Origin of the sequence: Massilia niastensis DSM 21313 (assembly GCF_000382345.1) — a bacterium.
Classification (GTDB): domain Bacteria; phylum Pseudomonadota; class Gammaproteobacteria; order Burkholderiales; family Burkholderiaceae_D; genus Telluria; species Telluria niastensis.
The window spans coordinates 1-24,586 of the sequence record NZ_KB908124.1 but is presented as its reverse complement, the minus strand read 5'-3'; the positions used below and the strand labels follow the sequence as shown (position 1 = coordinate 24,586).

The following is a 24,586-nucleotide window of genomic DNA, read 5'->3' as shown; positions in this document are numbered from 1 at the left end:
GCGCAGGTAACACAGGTATTGCGAAAAGCGTGCCAGCCGCCCCATCAGTCAGCGTCCTCCACCGTAAACCCGTGTTTTTTTAGGCGATGCGCCAGCGTTTGGTAGTTTCTGATCCCCAGCAGGGCCGCCGCTTTCTTCTTTTTCCCGCCCGCCGTTTCCATAGCCTCTTGTAGGTAATGGCGTTCGATGTTGAGCAAAAACGCATCCAAATCAATGCCTTGCGCAATCGGTGTGAGCGACGGATCAGGGCGACTGCTACCGAGTCCCAGGAGGTTGTCTTTGATGTCTTCGACCGAGAGCTCGGCTTGATGCCCCCACACCGCCGCGCGCGTCAAGGTGTGATACAGCTCGCGGATATTGCCGGGCCAGCGGTAGTACTGCAGAAATTTTTTTGCGTGTGGAGAAAGAAATTTTTCCTGCCATTCGGGGGCCAAGGCACTATCGCGGTTGATCAGGTCCATCAGGTAGGCGGCGAGCAGTTGCACGTCGCCCTCACGTTCACGTAGTGGTGGCAGCTGCAAGATGCCGACAGCCAGGCGGTGGAACAGATCTTCGCGGAATGTCCCGTCGATGACATCGGCTTGTAGGTCGCGGTGGGTCGCGGCGATGATGCGCACGTCGACCGGCAGCGGTGTCGATTGGCCGAGTGGAACGATTTGCTTTTGTTGGAGCGCGCGTAACAGGCCGACTTGGGCGTCGAGCGGCAGGTCGCCGATCTCGTCGAGGAACAGGGTGCCGCCCTCGGCTTCACGGAAATGGCCTCTGCGGTCTTTGTTCGCGCCCGTAAAAGCGCCGGCTTTGTGGCCGAACAGTTCGGAATTGATCAGCTCACTGGACACCGCACCGCAGTTGACCGGGATGAATTTGCCTTTGCGGCCACTGGCTTCGTGGATTGCCTCAGCAAACAACTCTTTGCCGGTACCGGTTTCACCGAGGATCAAGACAGGTAAATTGTGGACGGCGATCCGCTTTGCCCGCGCGATCTGCGTCTGCATCACCTTGCTTTCATGGACGATGCCGGCGAATTCTTTGGGGACGCTATACGGTAGATCGACAACGCGGTTTACCCGCGCATCGCTGCGCTGTAAATATTCGGGGAGAAAGTCGCTGGCGAGGTCGAAGTCGACGTTTGCATCTAACACTCTGCCGTCGGTATGCGTTTGGATCAGGCGCGCAGGGAAGCGGCTCTTTGCCAACAGCACCCAGATGGTGGCCATGGCTGGTGTGCCGGGGGACAGGTGAAAGGTTCGGTGGACGGGGCCGTGCTGTTCTTGGACGTGGGCTAACTGTGCGGTGACTTCGCGGTAAATGGCTGCGTGATCGATGGGACTAGCAAGCGTGATATCGGTGAGTTCGATATTCGGATGCGAGGTCAAGTTCCGTAGCCACGCACAGTACTGACTGCTGCGTTCGTGGGGGTAGTTCGTCAGCAAGCGGACAGCGTCGAAATGTTCACTTTGGAGCGCTGCGGCAATGGGACCAACACCCCGTGCTAACTGTCCTTCGGCCGCGCGGTGGTCGGTTTCCCCCACCCATGAGATAAGCCACTTTTTCATATGTGTATGATTGCTTTATTCTAAGCAATCTTACGCTTGCGCAAACAAAACGCCCAGTGCTTTTTAGCTACTTCAGGTAATTATTGCGTAAACGGTACATCCGAATTACGTATAGCTTCGGCCATTACGCAACACGACCGAGCTTGGAACGAGCAAAGCTAGCAGCTTGAGTGGCTGTCGCGCCAACGACTGACGCCGATGCCACTCCCACAAATATTTTTATGTGAACATAAAAATATTTATCACCCATTCGCTGTCGCTCCTGGAAATTGCTCGACCATCCCAGGGATTTCAAGGATTTGAATTGGAGTCCTTCACAAAAGCAGGTTGGCACATAAGTTGCTCTAACAAAGCTTATCTAACTACCGTAAGGACGACTTATGCATTTTTTGCCATCAGCGCCAAACACTGAATACCCACGTACGTGGCCGAATGACGTTAGCCGAGCCCACACCGTGCGGGCAGCTACATTGCCGCACCTTGGCTCCGGAACCTTGTTTTCGAAATTCGCTGCCGACATTGCTACGTTGCCTGCCGGCCTGTCTTCCCGCAACCAGTTGCCGCTACGCCTATGCATTTTTAAAAAAGGCGACTTGGAGGCGTGGTACACCCCTTTTGATCACATCAACAGGTCGGCAAAGCTAGTGCTGGTTGGCATAACTCCCGGCGAGACGCAATTGATCAACGGCCTGGCTGCCGCGCGCTCGCAGCTCGCATCGGGCGCGGCGGCTGAGCAGGCCCTTGTCGCATCCAAACAGACTGGCGCGTTCAGTGGCGATTTGCGACGGCATTTAGTGGCATTGCTGGATGACGTGGGCATCCAACGCTGGCTGCGCATTACAAGTGCCGCAGAGCTGTTTGCGGGCTCGCATGAACTTGTGCACACGACCTCCGTGTTGCGTCACGCAGTGTTTCGCAAAGGAAAGAATTATAACGGCACACCTTCGATGCTGCGCAATCCGATCCTGCGGCAGCACATTTACGACCACTTTGTGGCGGAAATCGCTTGCCTTGACCAAGCGGTATTTCTTCCGCTCGGCGCGAAAGTGGCAGCAGCACTCGATTTCCTCGCCGAGCAAGGGGTGCTTGCGCGCGAACGGATCCTGCCAAGCCTCCCTCACCCGTCGCCTGCCAACATCGAGCGAATCCACTGCTTCCTAGGGTTGAAGCAACCAGGTCGCGTTTCGCCAAAAACAAATGCCTGCAAGCTCCTCGCGGCACGCGAATTGTTGGTTCGCCGGATAGCGTTGCTGCCTGCACCCTAACAGACCATTTCCTTCATTCAATTAGCAGAGTAATAGCTGTATAGTTACCAGATGTCATTTATATCGGGATGCGCAAAAACGCACTTGATACGGCCAATGTCATTTCAAAAACGACAGAAATACAAAAATGCAACGTTCTGAAGTCACAAGTATCAAAACCTGGCTGGCTCGGTTCTTAGCAAGCCGTGGGCTCACCAGGCCGGACGGCCGGCCGTTGCATGCCTACCGAGTCACGCAGTCAGAATATGAGCAAATGCTGATTTGCCTGAATGAGTGCAGACGCGATTCCCTGACCTTGGGTAGAAAAGTGTCTTGGGCGGCGGTGTTTTGCCTGTTCGTTGCCGAATGCTACCGTCGGGAATACGATGCCCGCGCCTTCAGCTGGACATGGGCGACCTTCGAAAGGCGCATCGGACCACATGTCGAATTTAACGCTCCCCAGCACGCCGAACTCACGGAACTCGGCCTCGAGGGCTTTTGGGAACGCCCGATCCGCCACCGCGGACATGGACGCGACCTGCTAGGCTCGCTCTTCGCAGAAGGGGGTTTGCCCTGGTTACTGCTTCAAAACGAGACGCATGGTTTTGGAAAAGCAATCCAAGCCGGCCTGCGCAACTACTACCGTGCTGCGGCCGAGCGGCGCAGCGTTATCGACCTGATGGGCGGCGCGGAGCACGCCCTGCCGCAAGTGTTTCAGAATCTGGAAACTCGCCAGCTCCTGGCCGGCATCGTACAGCAGCTGATGTATTTGGCAGAAAACTTTCCGCTGCACGGCCAGACCGATCCCTCGTCATTTCTAGACCAGAAAAACCGAGGCTGGCGCTCGCATTTTCCGATCCCGCTCGACGAGGCAAATGGCCGACGCCTGTTGAACGACTGGCTAAGGGACGCCGAACAGCGCCGCCAGGAGCGAGCGGAGGAAGTCGCCCGGGCGTTCGCATTTAGCTGCACCCATTATCTGCGTGGCGACCCGCCACATTGGGGCTTATCGACCGAACTGGTTGTGCCAGAAATCGCCGAGTTCTACCCCAGTGGGGAACCGTTGCGCAACACCCGGCTCGAACTGGCCTTTTTCGAAGGCGGGCGGCTATTGGCGAGGGCTGGGGCAGTCTATGCGCAGCCCAAGGGGAGCGGCTGGGCCGTTCGGTTCCCACGCACGCGATTCAGTGTCGAGCGCCGCGATCCGGCTTCGCCGCTCAACCTCTGCCTGCTGGAAGCAGGTGTGCCAGTCCACAGTTTCACTTTTGAGGGCGATGTGGTCGAGTTCGACGAGCTGCCTCTCGTCTTCGCGCCGGTGGACGATGGCTGGCAACTAGTCGCCACCGCATCGTGTTCCCTTGCGGCGCAGGAAGTACGCGTGCGGGTCCCGAACGGCACTACCGCCCCCGGGGAGGCGGGGCGGCATATCGCAGACGAGGCCGATGGCGCGTACTGGATCGAAAGCCGGACCGGCTTGCGCTGCGTAAGCGGTACCGACGTGTTCGACATTCGACTTAATTGCGATGCGGCCGCCAGCCCTCAACTGACCTTGAAGGGCCGATGCCTGCCGTATGAATCCGTCCCCGGCCTCGTGTATGCCGGCTGGCCGCGCCTAGAGGTGCCACACGACTACCCCATCGCCCGAGCAGAGCTACGCGAATTCATCGATAGCCGCCCACTACCGTCCGTGCCGATGCACGAGCGGTTCGGGCCGGTGCGTTACAGCGTCAAGGGCCCGGCTGGCGAAACCCTGTTGCGCCGCCGCTTCGGCGTGGTTCCGGGCGAGTTCGAAATTACGCTGCGTCCCGGCGTGAGCGCGCGCGTCGTGCTGCTCAATCCCGGGCCGATCGTACCGAGAGTGTTGAATGCAGCAGTGAAGGCAAGCGCGTTGCGGGGGACAGACACGATTACACTTAGCCTCGAAGCGGATGCCAGCCAGCCCCCAAAGACCCTGCTGCTCGAGTTGCAACACCCGGCCCACGCGGGCGGAATCGAATTGCGACTGCCCTATCCCTACCAGGGAGCCACCTTCATCGACGCTGCCGGTCATACGGGTGACCCAGGCACGCTTGTGCTTGACGACCTGTTGGGCGCAAGCGTGGTGCTTTTTTCGGGCCGGGAAGGCGGACAATTGTTTGAACTCCAGCTCGAACTCTTCAGCTCATGTCTACAGCAGCGTCCCTGGCGTTGCCATCGCTTGCAGGCCGGCGAAGCGCCGCTGACCTTGAATTTGTTCAACTATCAGCACGACATTGCCGAGATGCTCGCTGTCGTCAGCGACCAGGATGCTTATGTCAGACTGACCCTGATGGGCAAGCAGCGCCTGTTAGTGCTGGACATTTGCCGCTATGATGCCGGACTGGCTAGGGCCGAGGATGGCAGCTTCGTGGTCGTGCCAGAGGGCTCGCAACGCGAGCTGGCCTCCGCTAAGATGTCGGCGATGCTCCTGGCGGCGCCGAGCCAGCCCAAAGTGATGCTATCGGAACGCCTTAGCGAAGGCGTCGGTACCGGTCACTTCGAGGTACCTGACGAAATGCAGAAGGACGGTCCATGGCTGCTCTTCCCTGACAGCACGTCCCCGGTGCTGTTCCGCCCCCGCGTGTTCGAGCCTGCGCCTGCCGACGCGGAACCGGCCGCCGAGCCAGTGCAGTCTCTGCATGAGGCAGCGCGGCTTTACCACCCGGCACGCGCCCCACACGTCATGGACGCGCAGATCGCGGCAATGGCGCGCGACTTCAGCCATTCGAACTGGCAATATCTGGCCGACCTTCGCGAACATGTCGCGCACCTGCCATTGTCAACGTTCCACGCTTGGATTGCGCTGGCGAATAACCATGAAGCCCTGGCGGCCGCCGTGTTCCGGCTAGAACTGGATCGTGCGTTTTGCGAACGGATCCGGGATGAGCTTGCTGTCATCTGGGAATGCGTTCCGTTGCCCCTGTGGCTCGGTATCCACGAACGATTCCGCACCTGGCTCGCGCGCGCCGGGCTGGCGGAAAACTATGTTGCCCTGGCACTGGAGCACCGGCGCGCAGTATTCGGGTCGCTTGCGCCGAAGTTTGACGAGTTCACCGCCTATCTCGACTCAGGAAACCCACGGCGCCTGCCACCGGCCCCGGTCGACTTTGTCCTGCCCGGCTGGTATCAGACCTTGCGCCAAACTCATTGCGCGAACAGGGATTGGCCGATGCAATTGGGCGAGGATCTGGCCGCCTGGGTGAGGCAGCGCCAGAAACTGTTGCCAAGCGTCGTCACACACTTGTCCACCGCCAGCTTCTCCGATGCGGTCTGCTACCTGCCGATCTTCATGGCGCACGTGACCGCCGGCAAAGCCACCCTTGACGAGCTGGTACAGGACAGCGGTGCGCAGAAGTTCGCGCTGAAACGTCTTGCCGATTTCGACAGGGCGCTGTGGTACGACCCCGTGTATGCACTGTTCGTCAGCTATTTGTTGTCGCGTGGCTAATGCCCTACGAAAGAAAAACATGAACTACTTTAGTGACCTGATTAAGCAGAGCCTCGACCGCAACCGCGAAGCCAGCCTGAGCGTGCTCGGAATCCGTGACGCCGCCGTGCGCGCCCACCTGCAGGCGCAGATGAACGACGAACTGGGCGCCGACGGGTGCTTCCTCGCGCCGCCGGTGTTCGAACATACCTTCGGCTGGGAGCAGGCTGCCGAGACCTTCGGCGATCTGCCGCCACTGTTATCCGAGACGATGGTGGCCAACCTGGCGCAAGCGCCAGCCTACAGCTTCAAGCGGAGCGCCCACCCGTACACCCACCAGTTGAAGGCCTGGCGCCATTTATTGGACAAAAAACCAACCTCGGCGGTTATCACTACCGGCACCGGCTCCGGCAAAACCGAGTGCTTCATGGTCCCGATCCTGGAAGACCTGGCCCGCGAGCAGACCGAGCTTGACCAGCCCCTCGTCGGCGTGCGCGCGCTGTTCCTCTACCCGCTCAACGCCCTGATCAATTCCCAACAGGAGCGCCTGAACGCTTGGACGGAAGAGTTTGGCGAAAAGCTGCGCTTTTGCCTCTATAACGGCAAGACGAAGGAAAAAGAAAGCGAGGTGCGTCACCTGCGGCGCGATGAACCCAAGAAATATGGCGCAAACCAGGTGCTGTCGCGCGAAGTCCTGCGCCGTGAACCGCCACCAATCCTGCTGACCAACGCTACCATGCTCGAGTACATGCTGGTGCGCCAAGTCGACAATCCGATCCTAGATATCTCCCGCAAGGCTCAGTCACTGCGCTGGATCGTCCTGGACGAGGCCCATACCTACGTCGGTTCGCAAGCGGCTGAGCTGTCGTTGTTGCTGCGCCGCGTCGTGCACGCCTTCGGCAAGCGGCCGGAAGACATCCGCTTCGTCGCCACGTCGGCAACCATCGCGGACGACAACGCGAGCGAGCGGCTGCAAGCCTACCTTGCCAGCCTGGCGGGCATCCGGCCGGAAAACGTGGTGGTCATCACCGGCAACCGTATGGTGCCTGATCTAGCCCCGGCCGCCGCACCGCGCCTAGAGCAGGCCATCGACCCGCGCTCCATTGATGCCGGCGAAACGGTATCGGCCACACGCTTCGATGCCCTCCGCAACAACGCGATTGCCCGGCAGTTGCGCCACCACATCGTCAGCAGTAACAAGCCTGTGGACTTGAACGAGCTTGTGTCCAAGGTAGAAGAGGCGCTGCCGCCCGGCGGCCGCGCCGCCCGTCAGCGCGAGGTGCTCGCCTGGCTCGACCTGATGACGGGGACGGCGCGCGCTGCGGACGAGCCGCCATTCCTGAAGCTGCGCATCCACCTGTTCCAGCGCATGCTGCACGGACTCTGGTCGTGCGTAGACCCGGCCTGCACCGCAAAACCGGAATCGCTCGCAGGCTGGGACTTCGGCAACATCTATGTCGGACGGCGCGCGCGCTGCACTTGCGGCGCCCCGGTCTACGAGCTCGCGTTCTGCGACGAGTGCCGTACCCCCCACCTGCTCGCCGAAGACGCCGGCGGCAAACTCATTCAATGCAGCCCGTTCGCAGGCGACGAATTTGCCCTCAATTACGAAGCGGGTGGCGACGACGCCGCCTCGGGTGACGAAGCGGCGCACGGCTCGCGGCGCGGCGCCGTGCGCAAGCTGGTGCGGCCGATGGGCGATACCCAATGCGATGCCTATGTCAGTGTCGGGCTGGACCTCGACAGTGCCGATCTCGGCGGCCTGACGGCGGCGCGCCACGCGACGGTACTCATTGCTGACGAGCAGGACAGTCAGTGTGCCTGCTGCAGCAGCCAGCAGCAGCCTGTGTACATGCGCAAGTCATATCTCGGCGCGCCATTCTATGTCGCGAACGTCGTGCCCACCGTGCTGGAGTACTGCCCGGAGCCCGACAAGGACGACCTGAAAGGGCGCTCGGCCGAGGAACTGCCGGCTCGTGGCCGCAGGCTGATCACCTTCACCGACAGCCGCCAGGGCACGGCGCGGATGGCGGTGCGCATGCAGCAGGAGGCGGAGCGCTCGAAGTTGCGCGGACTGGTCTTCGAAATCCTGCGCAACGAGCAGGCCGCGCATGACGCGAGTCCCAAGGATGTGCCGACCGCGTCCTACGAGGAACTGATTGCGTCGGCCCGCAACCTCGAGGCAATGGGCATGGCGTCAACGGCGGCCGGGCTGCGGAAACAGGCAGAGGAGATGCGCAGCGGAGCAGCCGTCGTGGCCGCGGTTACGGCGATGCCGTGGCAAACTCTCGTCGAACGGCTCTCGGCCCAGTCGGAAATCAAGGAATCCATCCTCAACTACAACCGTTACGCCAACCCTGCCCTGTTCACAGCCGGCGGCGGCGAGTACACGATCGCGCGGCTGCTTCTGGCACGGGAGTACGCACGCCGGCCGAAAAACCAGAACAGCACCGAAACGCTCGGCTTGGTGAAGGTCGGTTACCAAGGACTGGAACAGAAAACTAACGCGCCGCCGCACTGGCTCGAGACGCGCGCAGCGTGGACTGGCGAGGCCGGCGAGTTTGGGGAGAGCCTGACGGCGCGCGACTGGAATGACTTCATGAAGGTTGCACTCGACTTTTTCGTACGCGAGAATACTTTCATCCAACTGGATCCGACGATGCAGTTTTGGATGGGAAGCCGGTTCAGCGCCAAGACGCTGGCCCCGCCGACGGTGGACATGGCCGACAGCAGCCGGCACAAACGCTGGCCGCAATGGCGGGGTGCGGGCGGCGGGCGCCTCGTCAAGCTGATCGAGCGCGCGACAGGCTTCGATGCAAGCGACAGCACCGAGCAACGCAACCTCATCAACCTGTGGCTGGAATACGCATGGAAAGACCTGATTGCAGCCCAAATCTTGCAAGAAACCAACGGCACTTACGCACTGAACCTGGCGCGGCTGGAGTTTTCGTTGCCGGCGCAGGCCTGGATCTGCCCACTGACCAACCGCCTGTTCGACACGACGTTTCGCGGCCTCACGCCTTACCTGCCCGGCAAGAGGGTGCCGGGATCGTTCCGCTGCCGCAGGATCGACCTGCCGAAACTGTCGTCCCTGCGGACCGATGGCAGCGACGCCGCCAAGCTGTCGCAGATCCGTGCGCTGGTGGCGGCGAACGGCGATATCGCGCGTCTGCGTGGCGAGAACCTGTGGAGCGACGTGTCCGACCGCACTGTCGAGGGTGGCTTCTACTATCGCACCGCGGAACATTCGGCGCAGCAGTCGGCCGAAAAGCTGCAGATGTACGAGGACCTGTTCAAGGCCGGCAAGATCAACGTACTGAACTGCTCGACGACGATGGAGATGGGTGTCGACATCGGCGGCATTTCGGCCGTGGTCATGAACAATGTCCCGCCCCATCCGGCCAATTACCTGCAGCGCGCCGGACGCGCGGGACGGCGCAGCGAAGCCCGTGCGATCGCCTACACGCTCTGCAAGGCGGACCCGCACAACCAGCGCGCATTCAAGACGCCGAAGTGGCCGTTCATCACGGCGATTCCGGCGCCGTCGGTAACCCTCAGCTCGGAACGGATTGTGCAGCGCCACGTCAATTCCTTCCTGCTGTCAGCGTTCCTGCAGGAGCAGGACCGGGGGACGGATGGCGACCGCACCAAGCTGCAGGTGAAGTGGTTCTTCGATGGCGGCGACAGCGCGCCGGCCCAGCAATTCACAGCATGGCTGGGTGCCCTGCCTGCTTCCATCGAACCGGGCCTGCGCACGATCGTTCGCGGGACCGGGCTGGCCGGCCGATCGCTCGAATCGGTCGCCGGCGACGCGGTAGCATCGCTGCGCCAGATCGCCGACTACTGGATCACGGAGCATGCCAAGCTGACCGACCGGATCGAGGGCGCTACCGACGAGCCGTACAAGCGCGCATTGAAGTACGAGCTGGAGCGCCACGAGGAGGCCTTCCTGCTACATGAACTGGCAGCGCGCGCCTTCCTGCCCGGGTACGGCTTCCCGACCAGCATCGTGAACCTGAACACCTACAACATCGCGGATTTCATGGACAAGCAGCGCCGGCGCGAAACCAAGGACCGCGAAGACAACATCTTCACGCTGAAAGGGCATCCGACCCGCGGGCTAGATGTGGCGATCCGCGAATACGCGCCCGGCTCCCAGCTCGTCATCGACGGTCGCGTGCATCGCTCGGCCGGTATCGCGTTGCCATGGCGGCCCGATGGCGAACGGCGCGAGGCGCAAAAGTTCGACAAGGCGTGGCGCTGCCCGGATTGCGGCGCCACCGGCGTGGTCGAAAACGCGTACGTCAACGGGTCCTCGATTCACTGCAATAATTGCGGCGCGGCGATACCGCCCTGCGAACAGAAATTGGTCCTGCGCCCGCTTGGGTTCGTGACCGACTTCTACGAGCCGAGCACGAACGACATCGACAACCAGAAATTTATCCGGGTGGCGCGTCCACGCATCAGCCTCGACGGCGAAGTCCTGGCCTTACCCGACGCGCGCTGCGGCTACCTGCGCTTCGGACATGAAGGAACGGTCTTCCATCACTCCTCAGGCGAGCATGAGACAGGCTACGCGGTTTGCCTGAGCTGTGGGCGAGCTGAATCGATGACCGCCGACGGTCGGGTCCCACCCGACTTGCGTGCCGACCGGCCACACCGTCCGGTAGGCGGAATCACCGGCAGCAAACGAGACAAAATCTGCCCCGGCACCGGTGTGCAGGCGCATGTTCACCTTGGGTTCCAGACGCGCACGGACGTGCTGGAACTGTTCCTGCGCAGCCCGGTCACCCAGCAGTGGCTGAGTGATTCGCCGCACCACCAAGTCATCGCGCGCACGATGGCGCTGGCTTTGCGCGACACCATGGCCAGCAAGCTGGGCATTGCCACCAGCGAGATCGGCTACAGCATTCGGCTCGACAAGGATCTGGTGACGCGAAAGGGACGTTCAGTGATCCAACTGTTCGACCAAGTCAGCGGTGGTGCCGGCTTTGTGCTGGCAACCCTCGACGATATCGTGCAGTTGCTGAAAGACCTGGACAAGAAGCTGACCTGCACTTGCGACAACGTGTGTTCTTCCTGCCTCTCCGGCCAGGATAGCCGCGCCGAAACAGACGAGCTCGACCGCAACGGCGCCAAGACCTGGCTGCTGGAAAACGAGTTGCTCCGCCACCTTGAGCTGCCGCTAGCCTTCGCCACCATTCCGGGCGCGCGCTACTGCTCGATCGAGCCGCAGCGCTTCATTCGCCAGGCGATCAACTACGGCGGCAGCGCGATCCGGATCGCGCTGCGCGGCAACCCGGACGAATGGGACCTGAGCTTACCCGAATTCCGCAACCGTATTCTGACCTGGGCTGTCGTGGACAAGCTTGACGTCAGCCTTGGCATTGATGCCCCGGCTGAGCTGACTGAACCTGCCTGCCGCGCCCTTGCGATCTACGCCGCGATGGGTATCCATGTGGTGCAGCTCGACCACAGCTGGAGTCAGGCTGGCCTGCCGGTCGCCTTGCAAATCATGGCCGCCGACCAGATACATACGTTGCTCGCCAACGATGAGCGCCCTCTTGTTCCCGGCGAGCGTTGGCTGGCCACAGATGAGTCCACGGTGTGGGCAACTTCGGAACGGATCGAGTGGATTCAGGCCGCTCCGGTAGCCACGAACGGCTGGAACGAGATGCCGAGCGGCGCCGTCCTCCTAGAAGTGACCTCCGAACTGAACGGACCTGTCGATGAACTTAGTGCGCGCCTGCGTAATGTATTTGCTGCGAAGGCACCGCCGTTGGCCGAGCTGCTGCGGCAGGATAAGGCCGTTGCGCTCAGCTACTCCGACCGCTACGTTAAATCGCCGTGGTCACTGATGCTGCTCAGCAGTGTGCTGTCGGTATTCGACAACGAAGAACTTAGGACGGTGGAGCTCCAGACGGTCGCTCCCGACCCCACGAACACGAAAGCCCGATGGCAGCTCAAGCACGACTGGGCCACAGGGCAAGCGCTCACCAACATGATTCGCTCGTGGTTGTCCGAACGTCTAGATGTATCGCTGGCGATCGACCTCAGGCAGATGAACCACGAAGTACAGCACGGACGGGTTCTCACTATTCATTGGGCATCCGGCAGGCAAAGCCGAATCATTCTGGACCAGGGGATGGGCTACTGGACCGCGCGAACCCAATACCGGGACGAACTGAACTTCGATTTCAACGCTACAACGGAGGTACAGATCGAGGCAATGCGTGAGCGCATGCGAAGTGCCCTAGTCAGTAACTCGGTAAATTGGCCGACTTACATTACGGTGCTTGCCTAGCGTTGGATACCAGCAGCTGCAAAAAGGCGCGGACTAGAAACCGACAAGGCAGCGGTGCTGCCTTATCACTAGATGACTGTAGTGCCGACATCGCAAACGCTTTCAGTATCGAAGCGAAGGAATGCACCAGCTGCAGGAAAAGACGCGCAGCAAAAGCCGTTACCGATGCGGAAGCGCGCGAGCTGGTGTAGAAGACGGATAAAGCAAATCCCGGCAAACAAGGTCGACAATTACTAGAGAAAGGAAATGACCAGGCTGATCATGAAGGCCCATCGATAGATAAGGCTTATGCAGCAGTGGCCGAATAAGCAAGCGTTATGAGTATATTTTTAGACCGATATCTCACAGAGTTCGACGAGGACCTGTCGGGCGATTCATATATCGATCCGATCGGCACGTTGATCATTTGGTCCGCCTTTGGTCGACAGGTATTCAGCAATCGGATCAATTCGATTTCGAACGATGTGCGAAACTACACCTTGAATCTGTTTCACCACTTCCTCATCAGGAAACTGGTGAACGATGATTCGGCCGTACTGAGCAGATCATTGCAGAATAAATACCACGGCAAGGACTCGCTGCATTTCAAGCAGGCCTGTCTCATTTTTCTGGAAAACCTGTTCGTATACTCGATACTCCGCCATGAAAAAGCGAACGAATTGACGTCTGGCGGTATCCTCGGCATCTCGAAGGCGCGCCGCAGCTGGGAAAAGGACAATGGCGATCCGACGCTCAAGTTCACACATGAATCCGACGGCCAGATTCTGGTACGTCAACTAGGCCTGGGCGTGAGCGGCCGCTACAAGTCGCCGCTAATGGACATCGGGTTCTTCGACAGCGCCTACAACTATAACAAGCCCACTTTTCAGTCGCGCTGGATAGCCGCCGAGCAATTCATCACTGACCGCCAGAACAAGCTGCTCAGCAAGCTCGCGCTCAAGGCCTATCCTTTCCTCAAGGAATGCGTGGCCACCCTGGGCCACCGCGGCAAGCTGAGTTTCTCGGAGGGAATGCCGGGCGCACTATCGAAAGCCTATGCTGGCGCATTTGCCTCGCCGGCCGTGGTGGGCGGCTACGCACGCAGCTTCTGGCTGACACAAACTGAGCTGAACAGCGGGGCAGCTGGCGCCTTGCTGAGTGTGCTCGAAACAGAGCTAGCCAATCAGCTAGATCCCCAGCAAATGCTGGAGCAGGCGCTGCAAGAGACACTGCCGCCCACAGATCGTGCCAAACTGCGGGAAATATCGCAGCTCGAGCCTTTCCTTTCCGACTGTGCCCTCCTGTTCACCTTGATGGCTGCCGAACGGACGCACAACGTTGCCGACGTTGTTGACCATTGGCATCGATTCGGACGTGACGACGCACGCCTGGGCCAGCTCGCGGAAGGTGTAAAGACCCATGCAGGCCTGCCGGCCGTAAAAGGCAGCGCGGCTGCGCAGCGCCTGACGCAGCTGCAGTGCGTGGCTAACGCAAAGGGCCTCGACCAGCAGATTCGTCTGCTGTCGGATTACCACGCAGGGGTCATGCAGATGCGCGGCCAAGTGTCGTGGCTGTCGGTCCAGGACAACGGTACGATCAAGGTCAAGGCACGTACCTTGCGGCGCCCCGACCCGGAGGCCTGGCCGCCGGGCGCCTGGTATAACGGGTACTATCTGCCACAATTTAGAAGCTTCGTGAACGGCCTGAAAGGAGACGCGACATGAAGCTTCTCGCCGAACTGCAGAAACAGGTGAGCGGGATGGGCAAACTGCGCCACGCCTGGTTCACCAGCTTCAACGCGGACATTGAGTTTGTCGAAACCTATATATTGCCTGCAACGATAGGGGCAAACCCGCCGCGCAATCGGCTCGAGTACGAACAGCTGCAACAGGAACTGACGACCAATGCCATCGACTTCCGTGTGTTTTGCGACCCACGCTTCATCGAAACAAACCGTGTAAAGCGGACCTGTATCCCCGTGCATGGGGTACGGCCGATGCGCACGGCAGACTACTTTTCCGACACTAGCTTGTTTCATCCGAAGGTCGTCTACCTGGAAGACGTCAACGGCAAGCGGGTCATCGGCGCAGGCAGCGCGAACCTCACCGTGTCCGGGTGGGGACGCAACCTCGAGGTATTCACGTTTAACGACGTCACCACCTACAAGAACTATCGCAAAATCCGAGATTTCTTCGCGCGACTGTGTGATGCAGCCGGTATTTCGTGCACGCTGCAGGAGCGCCCAGGCTTCAAGGGGAAGACCGAAAACTGGCGCTTCGTACACAGCTACCAGAATGACACCTTCCCAAAACAGCTGCTCGGCGATGCGATCGATACCGATTTGGCGGTATGGTCCCCTTACTTGCCGCGCGACCTTGCTGGCTTCATCGACAACCTGCATACCGCTGCAAGTGCCAAAAATCTCGACATCCATCTGGTGCCGGACCGCGTCAATGGTAAGTATCTGCGCACTGAATGGAGTGAAGACCTAGCCCGGATGCTGGAGGATGGGCGCCTGACGGCCTACGACAACCCTGCTCCGCGTCATCAGAAAACTGATCTGTGTCACGCCAAAATATGGAAGCTGCCAGGCAAACTCGCCATCGGATCCTGGAATTTTACGGGTCCCGGCTCCAACAGCCTTCGCGACGAAGATGGCAACTGGAGCCTCGACAACAATGTCGAGGCCGGATTCATCATCGAGGATAGGCACAACTGGCAGGATGCCTGCGGCAAGCAGCTGGTCCTCGACGCCGGCGATTGCGCCTCGCCGACGATGCTCGACGAGGAGGGTCTCACGGTCGATCCACTACCACCTTTCGACCTGCACGTGCGCTTCGACTGGCGTGAACACGGGTACAGTTTCGACGGCAGATGGCTAGGGGATGGCACACAGGACGGCTACTCGGTGCGGCTGCCTGGCGTGGACGAGCGGGTGCGTCTCGAATGGAACGCGCAATGCGATCCCAAGCAGCCCGGTGTGCTAGTGATCGACGACCTCGCCCTGCTGCGTGACCGCGTCTATATCGTGTATCGCGGTGACCAGGAAGTCTATTCGGCGCTGGTGCAGGAAATGAATGTACGATCACGCCGTGCGCAGGCCTTCGAAACGCTGCAGGCTTTGATCGATGCATTCGTGCAGAACGACGATCCACGCTCGCTCCACGATTTGCCATTTCGTGCCCCGCTCGACAACGACCCTTTGGCCGTGCCCGCCACCGTGGCAGCCGAGGTGGATGCCGTGTCAGGTAGCGTCACGCCCGGCCTTGGCGGCATCAGCTATTTTCGACTGTTCCATGCCATGCACGTGTACCACGAGAAGCTGTCGAAGCTGGAAAAATTGGAAGAGCTGGACAACCATGTCTTTTCCTGGCCCGGATGTCTGCTGGAACTGCTCGACAAAACGCGGGACGAAGTCAGGAAGCCTGGACGAGAGGTGTTCAATTGGTTCCTCGCGAACGAGGCGCGCTCGCTGTGCGAACACGCACAAGCACGGCGCCGCTCGTTGATCCGTGGCGCGAATGAGCGTGAGGGAGGCTACACGCCAATCCCAAAGTCGCGATGGCGCACTCTGTGCATCGACCTGCCCGCAGCGCCCAGCGGCGTGCACGAAAAATATGTAACCCATGTCAGGAAACAGTGCAGTTATGAGTAAGCATTGGGGAGGGCTAAAGCCGGCCCAGGTATCGAAGGTCATCAATTTCGACGAGGAAGATGCTGGATGGACCTACGATGCCGATGCGGCGCCGAGCATGCCTTCGCGCCAGGCCGAAGGAGTCGCGCACTTGTGGAACCTGTTGTCGACGCACCGCGTGGCCTTGCTTGCGGATGAAGTCGGGATGGGCAAGACCTTCCAAGCGCTTGGCGTTGCTACGCTGCTGTGGCGTATGAAGCCCGATGCAAGAATACTCGTCATGGCGCCAAACCGCGATATTTGCAGCCACTGGCTGATCGAGTTCGAGACCTTCGTCAGCCGGCACTATCGTCAGACTGACGATCGCGTCAAACGCAGCGAAAACGGAGAGCCGGTACCGCAAGTAGAAGTACATTACCAACTGCAAAGCCTGACCAACGCCATAGAGAATCGTTCGGAACAGGAGCATCCCGCACAACTGTATGTGACGACGATACATTCGCTCAGCGGACTCGTGGGCGACGCAAACGAGAGCGACAAGCAGCGAGCCGCGAACAGGGCCGCCGAGGATGTCCACCGGCGGATCCTCGCTGCGCTCGATGGTACAGGCTTTGACCTTGTCATCGTCGATGAAGCGCACTATTTCCGTAACACAGAAGGTGGTTCGCAACGCGCGGCCGCCGCGAAAGCTTTTTTCGGTAAGCCCGAGAGCCGGATCGGCCTCCGCACACTGGTACTCACGGCAACACCAAGTCATACCCAGCTGGGCGACGTCGCCAACATCCTGGGCTATTTCACTGATTTGGGGCCACCGGAGCACAGACCACCGGCCGACAAATTGATGTGCAAATTCGCCTTACGTCGCTTCCGCATCATGGCCGGCGTCGATGCCGGGTACACAAAGCATCAGTACCGGCGAGAAATCGCCACGCCCTGCGATTTCGCGCACCGCCCAGAAGCCGAGGCGTTCTTCGCGCTATACCAGCGCAGGCTCATTCACGAGCTCGGGGTACTGAGCGAAGGCCGTCGTGTGCTCTACGGTTTTCTTGAGGGATTCGAATCCTCAGGCCCAGACGAACACACGCAAGCGGAAACGAGCGGCAATGGCGAACCATCCGATCATGACCGGGCGGAAGACTTCTCTGTCGCTCCCGACACTAAGCTATTGCATGACATGAGCCGGGAGTATCGCGCAATTTTCGGGCGAGCGCCCGACCATCCAAAATATGGCGGGATCGTGGAACAATGCGCGCCGCAGGGCTTGTTCGCGGCTAATACGAATCGCCCGCTGCATGAGGACAAGCATTTGGTATTCGTGCGGCGCATCCCATCCGTGCGGGAGCTGACTAAGCGGATCAACGAGCATTACGACCGGGTGCTAGCCCGGCAAATCTGCGAAGCGTGGGACCTGGATGCGAACGATCCGCGAGTACTACGCTGGGGCAGTACTCAACACTGGTCGCGCGATGGATTTAACGAACTGGTCAAGTACAATCTAGCCATCCCAGACAGCCCCGAAGGGGACGAGACCAGCGATGGCGAGGGAGACAGCGACGTTGGAGATGCAGGTGCAAATGACGCATATCTCGGTTCCAAGATCGCCGATTTGTTCGTGACGAAAAAGGCCAAGGAAAAGCAGGTACCACCACCGCCCACGGATTGTTCCCGCTTCAGTCTCTCCCTTCGCAGATCGACAAGTATCCACGCGATGTTTATGGAGCCGGCATCCGACTACATGGCTGGTGGCTACACTGAGTATTACGAGATTCGCCAAAGGGAGAAGCTGCGTGCCGATTACACGAAAGCGGCACGAATCCATCGCCTATCGGCGCACGGTCTACTGGAAGTAGAAGAGCGCGAAAGGATGCGGCCGCTTGACGCGGCCATGCGCCGGTACGACGACGATGTCGAAGTCGAAACGCTGTGGTCATTGGTCTACCCTCACCTCAACGATAAGCAGCGAGCGACGCTCCGTCGCTGGGCGACCAACGGACCGAAGATCGCTGAGAACTTTGGCAACTATATCCAAGCTGGGCTCCTGTTTGCCAGTCCCGTTGTCGTGGAGCTTTACTGTTGGCACACGCGGTTTCAGCGCACCCTGCCGGTCAGGAAACAGCATGCGAACGTACAGCAGCGATACCAGGAATTCGTCGCCTACGCCCGCGAGCGAATTGCGGACTCATTGCTGCTGAAGTATTTCGCCGCTGCCTTGGACAGCTTTGAACAACTCTGCACCAAGATCGTTAAACACAAGGTCGACGACTGGAAAAAAGGATGGCGGACGCTCACTACACTGTCCAGCCCGGCATGGTATGCGAGCGGAGAATCCAGTCACCGGCAGCACCTAATATTGGGTTTCAATACCCCCTTCTATCCCAACACGCTAGTGGCAACCTCCGTATTTCAGGAAGGTATCAACCTTCACCTCCAGTGCCGCAAGGTCCATCACTACGGGATCGCCTGGACGCCAGGTGACAACGAACAGCGGGTCGGACGTGTCGACCGGCTGTTCGGCAAGGTGAACCAGATGGTCAAGGAACACGGGCCTGGCACAGAGGTGTCAACGCTCGATATCAACTACCCTTACCTGCAGAACAGCTTCGACGAGGACCAGGTCGGTTCATTCATTGAACGCAAGCACGCTGTCGAAGAGAAAATCGACCGATGCGTTCAGGGCAGCTTCGACAAGGCAGTAAGTTTGACGCGTCCCGGCTGGCAGGAATTTCTGCGACAACCCGTAACGGCATCCTCCTTAGGAGATCCGTACCCGGCCCGGTTCGAACCCGACGATGTGCCTTTGAGGGGTTACCCCGGGCCTTTGTAACGATTACATTTTGTTGTGGGGCCGCCGTTGCACGGCTACCGGTATTAAGCAGGGCCGCAGTAGTGTCATGTCGCTGACGTTATCCATTAAGTAAGGCTGAGTAGACTCTGGAGTCGCTTAAGAGCGCCTAACAAAAGCTCTTGCTTGGCTTGACGGCAACAAGACCGTACGCTGAGCAATTCAACGTCCGCTATCGGGGTCCGAAGCAGTCATTTATTATTACCAAGGAAAGTATGTACCAAGAGCTGTATAGCCATATCGCCAAAGCTTGTTGTGCGATCACTGTTATTGAAGACGACGAAGTGGTAAGCGAAGGTACAGGCTTTACCATCAACGCTGACGGACAAATTCTCACTGCGGCACATGTCGCACTTGGACAATGGCCTGTGGACCTAAAAAAGTACGCAGATCGAGATACAAAAATTATCGCGAAACTTCCTGGGATATCCGAGTACGAGTGCAAGCTTGCAATTTGTGGCCTTGAAATTCGCGTGTCTGCGTTCAGCAAACCAGTGTGGGTGGATTTCGCCGCGCTTGTTCCAATGCACGCACTGCCGGCCCCCGTACCGTTTCTAAAATCTAGGGTGCTGTCGCCTAGCCTCGGCGAAGAAGTGTTTTTGGCAGGTTACTCAGAAGAACTCGAAATCCCGTTTGGCGTCGATAAGCTGCTGCGAAGTGATGTGTCTGGCGCTGAAGATTTTTATAGAGCTATGTCGAGGGGCTACTTGGCTGATATGACTGGGCCATTAATTAAGCGTGGCGTAATCGGCAACTCTCGCGGCATATATGCTCGAGACTCAGGTTCTGGCAAGACAATTTCGTGCGAGGTCATATTCGTCGACAATGGAATGAACCCAGGCGCCAGCGGAGGTCCAGTTGTCAACAAAGAAGGTGAAGCAATTGGGATCATGACCAAGCGGGCAATAACGTCAGCAGCACAAGGAAAAGATCCAAGCTTGGCAATTCCGTCAGGATGCACTGTTGCAATTTCCCTGCACCCCCTCTTAGCTGCCAGTCGTAACGTTCCGTAAATGTTCACTGCAGCTTCGATGGCGACGGCAATCACCGGCGACCGGCTATTGGTTACCGCAGGCTACGATGGCTTAGAACGGTTGTGGCGGACATCTTCATTTCCTGCAGAAGCGGTGCGCAGCATCTTGTTCGAACCGACGCTTACATTCGAAGAACTCGACGGATGTCCGCCACCGGCCAAGCTAGTCGACCGTTGACCCGAACCGGTCGCAGGGGCCCTGTTTCGTACGACGCCCAAACTCGCAGCGTTTGAGGTTTTCGTCCAAGGTGAAAAGCCGCACACGCCGTGTTCACATGTGTTCGCCGCTCAGACGAAAGCGCGACGAAGTCTAGATGAAACTTTGAATGCGTTTCACAGTCATTCTCGCCGGCATATTGCTGTTGCTGATTCATTTAGCACCTCACCGAAGGTCGGCGGTCGCCCCAAATTGAGGTTTAGGACGACCGTATTCTTAACATAGTCAAAGACGTTTTAGAGCGAGGGTTCCAAACGCAGGAATTGCGCCGGCGCCTCGTGCAGACGCAAGTTACATTACGTGAATTTTTTGGCAAACCATTACTAATTGAAGCCTAGGTCTTTTAAGCTCTCACAAAGCATCAAGCACAGTACCTCCCGAAAAAACCAGATCACGCTCGCATGCCTCTGAACTTTGGCCCACTTGGAACCTACGGCTATGACCACATACGTTCGCTGCGCAGCCATAATTTCTCATCGGGTAAAGCTATAATTAGCGACCCTTCTTAAGGAGAAGCTTGAACCGTTCTGAAAATGTTCGCTGCTCGCGTAACTGTTGCAGCATTTGACGCACGCGACGTGGGGTAACTTTCAGAAGCTGAGCGATTTCCTCAGTCGACATTCCGCTGAGGAGGCATGCAAGAGCTAGAATTTCGGCTTCAACAGTATCCGAAACGAACAGCACATTGTCACCGCCGTATGTAGAGACCGTCATATTCTCGATCCGTGCGCGTGCTTCCTCGCCAACAACGTCGTCACGGTCGAACGAAACCGCGAAAGTGTGAGCTCCTTTTTGTCTTCGCTTTTGTTTTTCCCAATGCCCAAAAATAAACTGACAGAAAGTGCCCTTAGTTGGATCGAACTCTGCGCCTTTTTCTAGAATGATGCAGCTTACTCCTTGGCTAACATCTTCTTTCGGCTCACCATATTTCGCCGATTTCGCATTGATCTGATCTGCGTGTTCCTCAGGGAAAGTAACTGCAAGCTTGGCTAATTCGCTTGGGGTAAGAGACATGTTTTCCTTCTCGACAAAGTAGTACAGGCTTAACTAAAAAGTGACATAAGCTCTGTGAAACTAGAAGGGCGGCCATCCCTTCCACCCGAAATCGTACTCGGGTAAACCTTGCACATGCACAAGCGGAATTGGCCGTGGAGCAGTACACGGCATGATCCGAACGGGGCAAGAGATTTATGGGAAGGTGCAGCGAAGCGTCGGACGGAAAAGCGCCTACGCGACGGACGAGAAGACGCACGCAAAAACAGATGCGAGCACCCCAAACATGACTTGAAGGTTACTGAGAGCGGTATGGAGATAGCGCCAAATCATGGATAGTGCGACTCGTAGTGAGTCGGAACCATTCCGGACGCAAGTAGACTTTTAGTTTGCGGTCTGAAGAGCCGCAGAGAAATTTTAAAACAATGCCGCATAGCGACAAGCTACGATACCACCATACATTTCTATTTGTCAAGAAATATTTTTGCGAAGCAACCTGACTGTTGTCTGAACAAGCCCTATTGTCGCGCTTGAGTTCAGCTTTCATCGCACGGCATGCTCTACCGCAGGAAGCATTCGCGGAGGCGTTTCTGATGTACCTACTGCTGGCGATCACCATGTGACATGCCGTTGCTCTTTCAGCTGGAAATTAACCCAAACCGATCTTCAATTAGCAGCAAAGACAGCTCGACATTCTCCCAGTTCGGCTTCAGTCGAGTGTGATAGCGCCGACCTGCAACAACGGCTTTTGCAGTCTATGGACAGATACGCCGGGTGCGGGCGTTATGGCTCGGTCTCATTAAGGCAACGCTGTGCCTAGCCTGCAATTCATAAGATGTTTCAGCACCGGTAATTTCCCTGGAACGGCGTGGCATTAGTCCCAATCGCAATCCCTCTGTATTGCCCCCCTTTGGCATTTTTTCAAAATTGTCTAACGCGGCCTGCGGTCATCAAGCGTTTCCCACGTGCGACAGCCGGCCTCAGCAGAGGTCGTGTGGTTTTGCTAGTTCGATACTCAGCATATGTGGAGGTATCGCTCGAAGCCTTGAGTGCGCGCCGCAGTTACCGTAATTGCCCGAAATGCGTGCATTGCGCTATGAAAACCCGACAGCTTAACTCTCCATTTTTTCCTGATGACAATTACAGCTATGCCTTCCGCCAGCGACAGCAAGTCCTGTTAATTCTTAACGCGACGAAAATCCCTTATACCAGAACTCAACTTGCGCCAAGACGGTTGGGACTTAAGATTGATTTGTGACGGTTACACATACCGTTCAATGCCGAAGACTAAAGGAGCTATTCCAATGAATACTAAAGAGATCACCAATCGAACTATTTTTACGATTAACTGGGCAAAAGGCGATCGACGTTCTGTAAACGCCTACCTAGCTGGCAATGGTGACGGTCGCGTGCTGTGGTGGCACATCAACCGTCTGACTCACCAATTACTTCGCCCTAAGGCTTCGCTGGCGATGATTATGTATTGCTTCCATTCGCGGCATCATGTAATGACCCTGTTGAACCTAAAGTATTGGGCTGACGTGAAGAAGGTAGCAACAGTCATCCATTCCCACGGGATATTAGCAGGGATCCGCCGTGCGGTTTCCTTAAGCGATGAGAACACGCCCGTTTAAATGCAGTACTTGCATGTAATACGGCAGACACAAGGTGCTGAACCGTCGAAAGTGCGGCACCCGCATTGAAAACATCGATTCACGTCAACAACATCAAGGCAAATACCAAATGAAAGAATTTCTCGATCATATCAAAAAAATTGCCATCGCAGACAGCCGTCTATTCCTTGAACCGTACATGACGGTAGGCCGCTTTATTCGGCGGCTCTTCAGAGCCGTTTTTTCACGCCTCAAGCGATCGAAGACAAATGACAAAAAAGGAGACGGCCAATGAAAAGCATCACCTTCTACTTGTTATTGTATCTTCATCCCTTAGCAAAGACCGTCTTATCGATCGTGTGCCGAGTCTTTTCCCTCTTCTCGGCAATCACACTGATAGCGATCTTCTTCAACGATTTTTCGATGGAGTATCTCTTGACTGCTGCAATATTTTTTACAGTATCGCTCTGCGCATTGGTTCTTCAAGAGAAGTACACGACGCTCCTCCTAAAGCTCCAACCTGACGACACCGAATATACGTTCTATAGCTGATCGAATTGATAAAGGCCGATAATCGCATGATTATCGGCCTGAACTGGATGTCTACGCAGTTGAATCAAGCGTCCAAACGGCTGGCTTCACCTCGCTCAGTTAGTCGTGCTCGGGCGTCAAAAAGTATAGGACTTATACTCGCAAATTTAATATCAACGCCGTTCTCATACAAGAACTTCGCGCACTGTTCATAGGTATAGCCGGAATCACGGAGATGCATGAGCTGCGGAATGTACGGTTCCAAAAGATCTCGTAAGGTAGGTCGGCGGACGGGAGGTTTAACGCTCTTCATAAATTCTTCCGCAGTAACCCGGCAGGTAGTTTTCTTCTTGTCGCTTGCGTCGTCGTTTTCAGCCTGATTGACGAGCTGAAGTCGCCTCACCGTATGAATCTGTGCCTCGAACAGTACTGCTACTTGCTGTGCCAGGTACCGCACCGACGAGGCAATCGTGTCTAACCCATCACAGTGCGGCAAGCCGTCTTCCTGTTCTGCCCGGATACTTTCTATCACATCAGCTACCCCTTCAATGATTTCCTTCTGAACTGAGTCACCAATAGCCCCGAGGTCGCTGAAAGTGCTCTTGCAAATATCGTCGATCATTGCTCGACCGGCCTCTGGTGTACTAACTCTAAAAGGAAACTTATCGTCGACCGATAGGTTAAACGCTGCGTGCTTAACATTCGCATCATCATCTACAGCAAGGAGCTCGCGACTGAACACCTTACATGCGGTAATAAAACGGTTGATCAGGTGACGCTGCAGCGGATTCAGTTCTTTTCCAACTACATTCAAGCGCACTAAGACGTCATCCAGATCCTTGAAAATAGCAACGCAATTTTCTGCCGATGCATTGCCGGGGACATTTTTCCATGGAAGATACCTGTTCACCATTGTTAAGGAAGCACTGATTTAATCGGCGCCACTCCACGGCAGCGAGCTCAGCTGGCACAATAGCGCATCCAATGTTGGCATGTACCTGATGAAGCAATCGACCTTTTCCGACGCCGAGTTCGCCCAGAAGAAGAAGCAGACACGACGCGACCGCTTTCTCGCCGAGATCGAGGCCGTGACGCCGTGGGCGACATTGGTCGCCGCGCTGCTGCCGCACTATCCGAAGGGTGATGGGCGGGGCCGTCCGCCAGTTGGACTGGAGCGCATGCTGCGAATGTACAT

The 24,586-nt window shown here is 57.6% G+C and carries 13 protein-coding genes; 10 read left to right on the top strand and 3 right to left on the bottom strand.

Annotation, left to right across the window (positions count from 1 at the left end):
• Window positions 1-44 precede the first annotated feature (44 nt).
• Window positions 45-1,556 (bottom strand): sigma-54-dependent Fis family transcriptional regulator, encoded by a 1,512-nt coding sequence (locus H162_RS0122810; RefSeq protein ID WP_020655810.1) that lies wholly within the window; start codon window positions 1,554-1,556, stop codon window positions 45-47.
• Window positions 1,557-2,050: 494 nt separating this feature from the next.
• On the opposite strand from H162_RS0122810, the gene H162_RS0122805 reads away from it, so the two are divergent.
• The 7 genes from H162_RS0122805 to H162_RS33490 all read left to right on the top strand — a co-directional run bounded on the left by H162_RS0122805 (window position 2,051) and on the right by H162_RS33490 (window position 20,017).
• Window positions 2,051-2,821 (top strand): hypothetical protein, encoded by a 771-nt coding sequence (locus tag H162_RS0122805; RefSeq protein ID WP_020655809.1) that lies wholly within the window; start codon window positions 2,051-2,053, stop codon window positions 2,819-2,821.
• A 127-nt stretch (window positions 2,822-2,948) separates the two neighbouring features.
• Entirely contained in the window at window positions 2,949-6,266 is a 3,318-nt protein-coding gene (locus tag H162_RS0122800) for an STY4851/ECs_5259 family protein (protein WP_026354967.1), read from the top strand.
• Window positions 6,267-6,285: 19 nt separating this feature from the next.
• On the top strand, window positions 6,286-12,549 hold the full coding sequence (locus H162_RS0122795; RefSeq protein ID WP_020655807.1) for a DEAD/DEAH box helicase: 6,264 nt from the start codon (window positions 6,286-6,288) through the stop codon (window positions 12,547-12,549).
• A 317-nt stretch (window positions 12,550-12,866) separates the two neighbouring features.
• Window positions 12,867-14,252, top strand: a complete 1,386-nt coding sequence (locus tag H162_RS0122790) for a hypothetical protein (protein ID WP_020655806.1) — start codon at window positions 12,867-12,869, stop codon at window positions 14,250-14,252.
• On the top strand, window positions 14,249-16,183 hold the full coding sequence (locus H162_RS31655; RefSeq protein ID WP_020655805.1) for a phospholipase D family protein: 1,935 nt from the start codon (window positions 14,249-14,251) through the stop codon (window positions 16,181-16,183). The genes H162_RS0122790 and H162_RS31655 overlap by 4 nt, the downstream gene beginning before the upstream one ends.
• Window positions 16,176-18,986 carry a DEAD/DEAH box helicase gene (locus tag H162_RS0122780; protein WP_020655804.1) on the top strand — a complete coding sequence of 937 codons (2,811 nt, stop codon included), beginning with the start codon at window positions 16,176-16,178 and terminating at the stop codon, window positions 18,984-18,986. Before H162_RS31655 ends, H162_RS0122780 begins: the two co-directional genes overlap by 8 nt.
• Before the next feature lie 233 nt (window positions 18,987-19,219).
• A complete protein-coding gene (locus tag H162_RS33490) occupies window positions 19,220-20,017 on the top strand; it encodes a trypsin-like peptidase domain-containing protein (protein ID WP_084677099.1) in 798 nt (265 codons plus the stop codon).
• A gap of 729 nt (window positions 20,018-20,746) precedes the next feature.
• Here the strand turns inward: H162_RS33490 and H162_RS34410 are convergent.
• Window positions 20,747-21,268 (bottom strand): sigma-70 RNA polymerase sigma factor region 4 domain-containing protein, encoded by a 522-nt coding sequence (locus H162_RS34410; RefSeq protein WP_156885759.1) that lies wholly within the window; start codon window positions 21,266-21,268, stop codon window positions 20,747-20,749.
• Window positions 21,269-22,551: 1,283 nt separating this feature from the next.
• Between H162_RS34410 and H162_RS34405 the strand changes: the two genes are divergently transcribed.
• Both H162_RS34405 and H162_RS34400 read left to right on the top strand, forming a co-directional pair.
• Window positions 22,552-22,881 (top strand): hypothetical protein, encoded by a 330-nt coding sequence (locus tag H162_RS34405; RefSeq protein WP_156885758.1) that lies wholly within the window; start codon window positions 22,552-22,554, stop codon window positions 22,879-22,881.
• Window positions 22,882-22,915: 34 nt separating this feature from the next.
• The gene (locus tag H162_RS34400; RefSeq protein WP_156885757.1) at window positions 22,916-23,155 is read left to right on the top strand and encodes a hypothetical protein; all 240 of its coding nucleotides are present in this window, start codon (window positions 22,916-22,918) and stop codon (window positions 23,153-23,155) included.
• A 321-nt stretch (window positions 23,156-23,476) separates the two neighbouring features.
• On the opposite strand, the gene H162_RS34395 is transcribed toward H162_RS34400, so the two are convergent.
• Window positions 23,477-24,304 carry a hypothetical protein gene (locus tag H162_RS34395; protein ID WP_156885756.1) on the bottom strand — a complete coding sequence of 276 codons (828 nt, stop codon included), beginning with the start codon at window positions 24,302-24,304 and terminating at the stop codon, window positions 23,477-23,479.
• Window positions 24,305-24,392: 88 nt separating this feature from the next.
• Here H162_RS34395 and H162_RS31650 point away from each other — a divergent pair.
• Window positions 24,393-24,586, top strand: a 194-nt coding sequence (locus H162_RS31650; protein WP_503826193.1) for a transposase, incomplete at its 3' end; no start/stop codon positions are given.